Genomic DNA, 6,423 nt, shown 5'->3' with positions numbered 1-6,423 from the left:
CTACCTCAGCCCCATCGACTACGAGCAGCAGACCATCGATGGGGTGCTGCTCGCCGCATAACAACCGGTGTCCACACTTCGGGGCGAGCCCCCGAGAACGAGGCGGCCGAGGCCGGTTGCGTGAGGATCAGGCTCGCCGCTGCCACGCCGATGCCCGTCACCACCGTTCTGATCAGGTTCTTCATCATCATTCCTCTTGCGATCGAGCGGATCACGATGCCTATCGCTGCCGATCTTTAACCGCTGATCAGCCTTGGCAAAAGACCTCGCGCGCACTGTTTAGCGGCCGGTCACGTAGACGTAGGCGGTTGGTCGTCAGGCGGACGCTTCGAAAAAGCTCGACGAGGCCGTTAATGAGATGTCCTTGCCGGGAGGAGCGGAATGATGATCCGAGGTCGCCGCCGCATTCGTTGACACCTCGAGAGGATCGGCATTGCGGAAGCCCCGTCCCTCTTGGAAGAGCCGCTTCCCGAACAGGGATGGGGAGTCCGTATCAGGCCCGGTGGCATGGCTTCGCCGCATCTGCGATTCACGGACCTTTGCCGGCTGGCGGCTGAGCGGGTGTCATGGGTGGTGTGCTCAGTCTGCGAGGTTGGCCGAACTCAGGGATGGCTCGCATGCCGACGCCCACATACGGGCCCTTTACCCCAAAGCCGGGAACCGGCTCCTGGAACAGCGTTTGGGCGCCCAGAGCGATGAGGTCGAACCGGCTTGGCGGGTCGACATCGACATCCAGGTGTGCCACCCGCAACGTGCGGATTCGATTCAGTTCGAATCGTTGGGATGTAACGCAGGAGTGGTGTATTGCTGTGGGTGCCGCTTTTGCGCCGCCCTGCCGGTCGATGCAGGGAGGGGGCGGGATGATCGTCTATGTGAGGAGTGCGCGTGCTCGTTGTCCAGCGCGTCCTGGGAGCGCTGCTCCTGGTCGGCGGGGCCCTGGTCGCAGCGCTCAGCCCGGCCACCGCTGCTTCGGATACCGGTGCTGCGGCGCCCAACTGCCAGCACAGTGGCGGCAACGGGAAACCGCGTTCGGCCGCCTACCTCCTCCCGGGGAAGACCGGTTCGATACAGCTGTGCAAGGACGACCGAAACCGGTTCTGGGCATATGTGATCTTCTACCGCCCGCTCAGGTCCAACCGGTCCGCGCAGGCGGTCATCGTGACGTACAAGAACGGTAGCTGGTGGTCAGGTGACACCTGTGACCAGGGCGGCAACGGGTACGTCCGGCCGGGGCAGACCCGCTGCTGGACCAAGAAGATCTCCGGGAAAAAGGGCATCTACTCGTTTTCGGCCGGGGCCGAGCTCTACAACACGCCCAATCTCGGGGGATCGGGGATCGCCCGTAACTTCACGCTCAGGTGCCCGGCGGTAGGTAACTGCTCCCCGGATTAAGAACTGTTCGGAGTTCGGATCTGCGGTAGAGGTGAGAAGCAGAGGTGACCGATCGGGCAAGGATCGTGTTTGCGCGGATCCCGCAGTCAGTAATGCGCAGGTCACCCGGAACCTCAGGATGATTCGTGGCCACCGTCTGCTGATGGCATGGATGATACGGCCTGGGTTTTCCCCGGCCTTGCCGCCGAGATCAGTCGTGGTCCTCCACCGAGGTCACCTACGACGCCATCAGCACGGCCGAACGCCGGATCGCCGAGCTTCCGGGCGATACCGGCAACGTCATCGCCCGGAAGCTCGGCGACACCACCGTCGACCTCCGCCGCCCCACCACACCCATCGCTTGACCATCGTGAGCGCGCTCAAGACCTTTGAGCACCTCATAAGGTCTGCCCGACCGCTTGGATACAGCGGCCAGGCAGACCCTTGCACGTTGCCGTACTGATCTCGGCGCACCGACCAACAGCGTTCGGGCCGACCACCGGAAACCAGCCGCGTTTCCCCTCGGAGCCTGCGGCTTCAGGATCGCTGCGCGGGGCCGGTATGCGCGGGACGACCATCGAAGGAGCTCGCCAAGAGGTTCGAACCTCCGCGCAGTCGATCCGTGGCTGCGTACGGCCGGGCCTCCACACCGACCTTCGTCAGATCGACGGCATCGGCATCGGAGGCAGGCGGACGGCAGGGCACATGCGCACCGGCCCGCCCCCGATGATCTGACGATGGCCGATGGCCGATGGCCGATGGCCGATGCGCCTACCGAACCGAGGCACCCGCAGCTGTAACAGTGTGCAGACTGCTGGACAGGTAGAGGCTATGAATCCCCCAGGAAGGTCGCGAGAAGCGATTCGTGGCCATGTACCGGCGTGAGTACGTCGACGTGTTGCGCTTCGTGCAGCGTCGCACCGAGCCTGACCGGGCCGAGGACGTGGTGCACGAGGCCTTCGTCGTCGCATGGCGACGGATCGATGAGATACCACCGCGTCCGTTGGATGCCCGTGCCTGGCTCTTCGTCACCGCAGCAACTGCCTGCTGAACGAACGACGTGGTCTGGCCAGACGAGAGACCCTCGGCGTGCAGATCGCGCACCACGAGATCCTCGACGAGGTTTTCGATGAAGACCTCGCGGTACTGCAAGCGGACCTTGTCATCGCCTGGCGGCGGTTACGTCCCGAAGATCAAGAAGTGCTCTCCCTTGCGATCTGGGAAGACCTGCCATCACCTCAAGCGGCCAGGGTTCTTGGTATTTCGGCGCCCGCCTATCGGCTACGGCTACATCGAGCACGCTCCGCGCTACGCCGAGAACTTAAGCGCCCCGACCCGGCGACTCGGTCCGTCAACCACCACGTGATGAAGGGAACCTTGTGAACACCCCACTTGATCTCACCGCTTTGCGTCGGCTCGATGCCGCACACGCTACGCACCTCGACGAGACGACAAAACTTCGCGCCGAAGCGCGCCTGCACCAGATCCTCATCTCCGGTATCGAGGAGCCATCGATGTCGAGCGCGCGCCGACGAACGGCCCCCCGCTCCACAATCATGCGTCGGGCCGTGCTCCTCGCTGCCGTCGCCGCGTTGACGCTGACGGCTGTCCTCGTCGACCTGGGTGATACGCGATACGCATATGCCTCGTGGGCATCCGTGCCGACCTCGCTCAGCATCCAGGACAAGACCACCGCCGACCGAGCCTGTCGCGGCGCCGGCCTTGACCTTGATGCGCCCTCACTCGCCCTATCCGAGCGCCGTGGTGACTGGTTGGCACTTCTCTACACCAGCACCGAACCAATGGTGACCGCTTGCATGACCTATCTCCCCCCAGGGTTCGGCAAGGCGCAGGACGTCGAGCTCGCGCGTGCCGGTGGCCAGGGCGCGGTCCCCGGTGCCGAGGGATTCACCCAAGGGAGCATTTTCCAATTCGGCGGGGACAGCATGTTCGGTCTGCGTGACAGGCCCACCATCTCGCTGACACACGGTGACGTCGGGAAGCGCGTCAAGGCCCTTGCGATCATTCCCGCGCACGGCAAGGAAGTACAGGCGACCATCCACGATGGGCACTACGTCGCGTGGTGGCCCGGCTCGGCGTTCGGCAGCGCCACCGAAGACAACGGCGGCCCGGCCCCGTCCTTCAGCTACCGCACGACACTTGACGATCAGACCGTCACAGATGACGCACAACCCACCCGGCCCAAGTGATGATTCTGAAGGGTTGAAGTCACGTCAGGGCACGACGAACGACGGGACGATGGACTTTCGAGATTCCCGAAATCTCCTCGGCTTCTTGAAGAAGCCGAGGCACCGTCCGATAGCCCAGGTACTTCGACCACGCAGGCCACAACGAGTCCGGCGAGCTCAAAAGCTCCTCCTGGCAAGTCGGCGCTGGTGATCCGCGGCCGACACCGACCACCCGGGGTAGTGGTGACCAGGGATCGTCTCGTGGAACCGCTCCATGGAGGCGAGGGCGACACCAACGCCGGTCACAGCCGCCGAGACACCGTGGCGATCGCCGAGCGTGACCTGATCTCCGTGAATCGGACGGCGCGGCCGATGTTCGGTTCGGCCCCCACACCCAGGGGCCGGTTCAACTCGGCCGGACAGGCCCTCCTCCGGCACCATACGCAGCCAAGATGCCGGAACCTGCCCGACACCGTCTTGAACGGTCACGGGCCGTGCGTCCCGCTCGCCGTTGGATCACCTGTCAGGCGACGTGTACGCCTGTACGGGAAACCTGTCGAACAGGCTGACAACAAGATCTTCTTGTGGTCGATGTGAGCGATTCGAAACCGTGGACCCCGTCACAAGAACCACTTCCGGTTATCCGAAGTCACAAGAAACAGCGAGGTGACGTATGACGGACGGGGACCGACGGGGTCCAGGGACAGCGCGTTTCCACCTTCTGGGACCGTTCAGGGTGACGGTGAACGACCAGGAACTCCCGCTCGGCGGTACGAAACAGCGAATGCTTCTGGCCCACCTCGCCCTGAACGCCAACCGGCCGGTCTCCACCGGGCAGCTGATCGAGACGCTCTGGCCGCAGCGACCGCCGGCCTCGGCCACCGCCAACCTGCAGACCTACGTGTGGCGGTTGCGCCTGCGTCTCCCCAAAACGGTGGCGGGGCAGGGCCTGCGGACGCGAGAGGGCGGTTACTCGCTGGCTGTCGCGCCCGCCGACGTGGACGCGCACCGGTTTGTCGAGCTGATCGACCAGGCGGCGCGCGCCCGGAGGGGCGGCTCTGTGCAGACCGCGCTGGACCTGCTCGCCGAAGCGGACGCGCTCTGGCGCGGTGACCCGCTGGAGGGCCTGCCGTGTGCCGCCGCCTGGGAGCCCGAGCTGGGCAGGCTGGCCGAGAGCAGGCTGACCGCCATCGAGGAGTGGCTGTCGTTACAGGTGCTGCTCGGCAGATACGATCCGGCCATCGCCCGGTTCGCCGCGCTGCTTGCCGAACATCCGTACCGCGAGAGGCTCTGGCAGCGGTACCTGCTGGCGTTGGACGGGGCCGGACGCAGAGCCGAGGCGCTCGAGGCATACTCGGCCGTGCGGAAACGGCTGCTCGCCGAGCTCGGTGTCGAGCCCGGACCCGAGCTGCGCGCCGTTCAGGCGGCGATCCTGAACGGCGAGAGCGCCCAAGCGAGCGAGAGCGAGATCGCACCCGCCGATGGTCCCCCGCCGCCACGGCAGCTTCCGGCAGACATCCCGGATTTCATCGGCCGCGAGGACGCCGTACGCGAACTGGAACTGCTGCTGCGCACCGATCGGACCACGCCCGCGCTGGTCGTGCTCTCCGGTCCGCCCGGCATCGGCAAGACGGCGCTGGCGACGCACGTCGCGCACCGGCTGGCCGACCGCTTCCCCGACGGGCAGTTCTTCGCCGATCTCGCGGGCACCTGTGTACCGCGTGCCCCCTCCGAGGTGCTCGCCGGCTTCCTGCACGCGTTGGGGGTCACCGGGGACGCCGTCCCGGCCGGGCTTGATCGGCGTGCCGCGTTGTTCCGCTCCCGGCTTTCCGGCCGTCGCGTGCTGCTGCTGCTCGACGACGCCTCCACCGCCCGGCAGGTGCGGCCACTGCTACCCGCCGACGCCGCCTGCGCCGTGGTCGTCACCACCCGTGCCAGGTTGCCCGAGCTGGCGGGAGCGGAACACCTGGAGCCGACGGTGTTCACCGAGCACGAGGCCGAGCGGCTGCTCGCCGCAATCGCCGGTCCCGACCGGATATGCGCGGAACCGGCCGAGGCGGCCGCGATCGTACGGTGCTGCGGTTACCTGCCGCTGGCGGTGCGGATCGCGGGGGCGCGGCTCGCCGGTCGCCGGGCCTGGAGCCTGCGGACATTGCACGACCGGTTGTCCGACGAGTCGAACCGGCTGGACGAGCTGCAGGCCGGCGATCTCGACGTACGGGCGAGCTACGAACCGAGCCTGCGGCGGCTTCGCGGCACCGCACGGCAGGCCTTCTGCCGCCTGGCCCTGCTCGGCGCGCGGGACTTCCCCGGCTGGGTGCTGGACGCGCTGCTCGACCGAACCGGCACGCACGACGTGCTCGACGCCCTCGTGGACGCAAACCTGCTGTCCCTGGTGGGCCTGGACGCCGTCGGCCAACTGCGCTACCGCCTTCATGACCTTCTCAGGTGCTACGCGGCCGAGGTGCTGTCCGCCGAGTCGCCGCAGGAGCGGCGGCCGGCGCTGGAGCGTGTCCTGTCCGCGTTGTCGTCGTTGGCCAGGGCGGCGGCGAAGCTTCCACCCGCGTCCGGCGCGACGACGGGATCTGCGGCGGGATGGCGACTCGACGCGGAGGTGACGGCCCGGCTGGTCGCCGATCCGCTGCGCTGGTTCGCCGCCGAACGCGAGCTGCTGACCGGCGCCGTACAGCTCGCGGCACAGGCCGGTCTGGACGAGACGGCCTGGCGGCTGATGACCGCGATACCGCACCATGACCCGTGCGGGAGACACGATGCCAGGTGGTGCGATCAGCAGAGCGCGCCCGGGGGCGGGCCGGAGCCGGAAGCCGGGCCCAGGCGGCCCTACTGCTGAGCGCTCCCGGTC

6 protein-coding genes are annotated in these 6,423 nt (G+C 66.9%); all 6 read left to right on the top strand.

Translation table 11 applies throughout. The features are described from left to right. Positions 1-240 (top strand): hypothetical protein (locus tag ACIBCT_RS39895; RefSeq protein WP_399197247.1); only part of this gene is annotated, 240 nt, incomplete at its 5' end. Between the two features lie 645 nt (positions 241-885). Beyond that, on the top strand, positions 886-1,392 hold the full coding sequence (locus tag ACIBCT_RS39890) for a hypothetical protein (protein ID WP_399197246.1): 507 nt from the start codon (positions 886-888) through the stop codon (positions 1,390-1,392). Positions 1,393-2,242: 850 nt separating this feature from the next. Next, positions 2,243-2,422, top strand: coding sequence for an RNA polymerase sigma factor (locus tag ACIBCT_RS39885; RefSeq protein WP_399197248.1), 180 nt, complete (start codon positions 2,243-2,245; stop codon positions 2,420-2,422). A gap of 38 nt (positions 2,423-2,460) precedes the next feature. Further along, on the top strand, positions 2,461-2,754 hold the full coding sequence (locus ACIBCT_RS39880; protein WP_399197245.1) for an RNA polymerase sigma factor: 294 nt from the start codon (positions 2,461-2,463) through the stop codon (positions 2,752-2,754). After that, positions 2,751-3,581, top strand: a complete 831-nt coding sequence (locus ACIBCT_RS39875) for a hypothetical protein (protein WP_399197244.1) — start codon at positions 2,751-2,753, stop codon at positions 3,579-3,581. The genes ACIBCT_RS39880 and ACIBCT_RS39875 overlap by 4 nt, the downstream gene beginning before the upstream one ends. 763 nt (positions 3,582-4,344) lie before the next feature. Then, entirely contained in the window at positions 4,345-6,411 is a 2,067-nt protein-coding gene (locus ACIBCT_RS39870) for a BTAD domain-containing putative transcriptional regulator (protein ID WP_399197243.1), read from the top strand. Positions 6,412-6,423: the final 12 nt, after the last annotated feature.

The organism is Streptosporangium sp. NPDC050855 (assembly GCF_044456585.1).
GTDB lineage: Bacteria > Actinomycetota > Actinomycetes > Streptosporangiales > Streptosporangiaceae > Streptosporangium > Streptosporangium longisporum.
This window is presented reverse-complemented; position numbering and strand designations above follow the sequence as displayed.

What these genes read in the sequence shown, in the direction of transcription:
- ACIBCT_RS39885 (WP_399197248.1), top strand. Translation starts at nt 2,243, where the DNA reads ATGTACCGGCGTGAGTACGTCGACGTGTTGCGCTTCGTGCAGCGTCGC.
- ACIBCT_RS39870 (WP_399197243.1), top strand. Translation starts at nt 4,345, where the DNA reads ATGCTTCTGGCCCACCTCGCCCTGAACGCCAACCGGCCGGTCTCCACC.